The following is a 1,647-nucleotide window of genomic DNA, read 5'->3' on the forward strand; positions in this document are numbered from 1 at the left end:
AGCAGCGGCGGGAGCCGGTCCGGCCTCGAGCCGGTACCGCCGTCCAGGCCGCGCGTGGACCGGACCCGGTAGCCCATCTCCCGCAGCCGCTCCACGTCGCGGCGCACCGTCCGCGGGCTCACCTCGAGCCGCTCGGCGAGCAGCGGCCCGGACCACTCCCGCCGGGCCTGCAGCAACGACAGGAGCGCGAGCAGCCGGGCCGAGGTGGACATGGACCCATCCTGCGGCACGAGCGGACAGATCCTGACCGCAAGGGCGTCGAGAGTCGGGGACGAGCGGCCGTCCGGCCGACGATCCCCGAAGGAGAACCATGTCCGTCACCGTCGTCCCCCACCTCAACCTGCGCGGGCAGGCCCGCGCCGCGCTCGAGCACTACCGCGCCGCCTTCGGCGGCGAGCTGGCCGTCACCACCTACGCGGACGCGGGCGCCGTCGAGGACCCTGCCGAGGCCGACCACGTCATGTGGGGGCAGGTCGTCGCCCCGAGCGGCTTCACGGTCATGGCCTACGACGTGCCCGCCTCGCGTCCGTGGTCGCCCGGCGAGGACCCGTTCTTCGTGTCGTCCGCGGCACGGACGTCGGCGAGCTGACCGCGTGCTGGGACCGGCTCGCCGAGGGGGCCACGGTCCGCCAGCCGCTCGGCCCGGCGCCGTGGGCCGCGGCCTACGGCATGCTCACCGACCGGTTCGGCGTCACCTGGGTGCTGGACGTCCTCGCCGCCTGACCCAGGGCCGGGACGACGCCGCGCGCGTCGTCCCGGCTCGTCTTGTCGGCCCGGGCGAGCGGCAACACACTGGTGCCACCCATCCGCCGCGGGCTCGGCACCGAACCGTGGATGAGACCCCTCGAACGACCGGAGCCCCATGTCATCCCCCGATCCCGGCCCCCGCCCGCTGCGGCCGTCGCGACCGACCCCGAGCCGTCCACGGACGCGCTGCTGAACCGGGTCGCGCGCGGCGACGAGAAGGCGTTCGCCGCCCTCTACGACGCCCTCGCCCCGGCCGTCCTCGGCCTGGTGCGCGGCGCGTCCTGCGCGACCGCCCCGCTCCGAGGAGGTGGCCCAGGAGGTCTTCCTGCAGGTGTGGCAGCAGGCCCACCGCTACGACGCCGACCTCGGCCGGGGCAAGACCTGGGTGCTGACGCTCGGCCCACCGCCGGGCCGCGACGCCGTGCGCCGCGACCAGGCGGCCGCCGACCGCGACCAGCGCTACGACCGGGCCCGCACGCCCGAGCACGACGAGGTCGTGGAGGAGGTGACGACCCGCCTGGAGCACGAGCAGGTGCGTCGCTGCCTGGGCTCGCTGACCGAGCTGCAGCGCCAGGCCGTCGACCTGGCCTACTACCGCGGCTACACCTACGCCGAGGTCGCCTCGCTGCTCGAGGCCAACCCGGCCACCGTCAAGACCCGCATGCGCGACGGCCTCATCCGTCTGCGCGACTGCCTGGGGGTGCCCGCATGACGATCGACCCGCACCTGCTCAGCGGCGCCTACGCCCTCGACGCGCTCGACCCCGAGGAGCGGACCGCCTTCGAGCAGCACCTGGCCGAGTGCCCGCAGTGCGCCGAGGAGGTGCGCGGCTTCGAGGAGACGGCCGCCCGCCTGGGCGACGCCGCCTCCGTGCCTGTGCCGGCCCACCTGCGCGACGCC

Annotated in this window: 4 protein-coding genes; 3 read left to right on the forward strand and 1 reads right to left on the reverse strand. The window is 75.7% G+C overall.

All coding sequences use genetic code 11. The features are described from left to right. Positions 1-212: helix-turn-helix domain-containing protein (locus AC2W7G_RS15700; RefSeq protein WP_485869261.1), on the reverse strand; the 212-nt coding region annotated here is incomplete at its 3' end. Between the two features lie 98 nt (positions 213-310). On the opposite strand from AC2W7G_RS15700, the gene AC2W7G_RS15705 reads away from it, so the two are divergent. The 3 genes from AC2W7G_RS15705 to AC2W7G_RS15715 all read left to right on the forward strand — a co-directional run. Continuing rightward, positions 311-589 (forward strand): VOC family protein, encoded by a 279-nt coding sequence (locus AC2W7G_RS15705; protein WP_485869262.1) that lies wholly within the window; start codon positions 311-313, stop codon positions 587-589. Between the two features lie 465 nt (positions 590-1,054). Continuing rightward, a complete protein-coding gene (locus AC2W7G_RS15710) occupies positions 1,055-1,459 on the forward strand; it encodes a sigma-70 family RNA polymerase sigma factor (RefSeq protein ID WP_485869263.1) in 405 nt (134 codons plus the stop codon). Continuing rightward, positions 1,456-1,647: RskA family anti-sigma factor (locus tag AC2W7G_RS15715; protein WP_485869264.1), on the forward strand; the 192-nt coding region annotated here is incomplete at its 3' end. The genes AC2W7G_RS15710 and AC2W7G_RS15715, both read left to right, overlap by 4 nt.

The organism is Aeromicrobium sp. PFPM2_SD2, assembly GCF_057364525.1.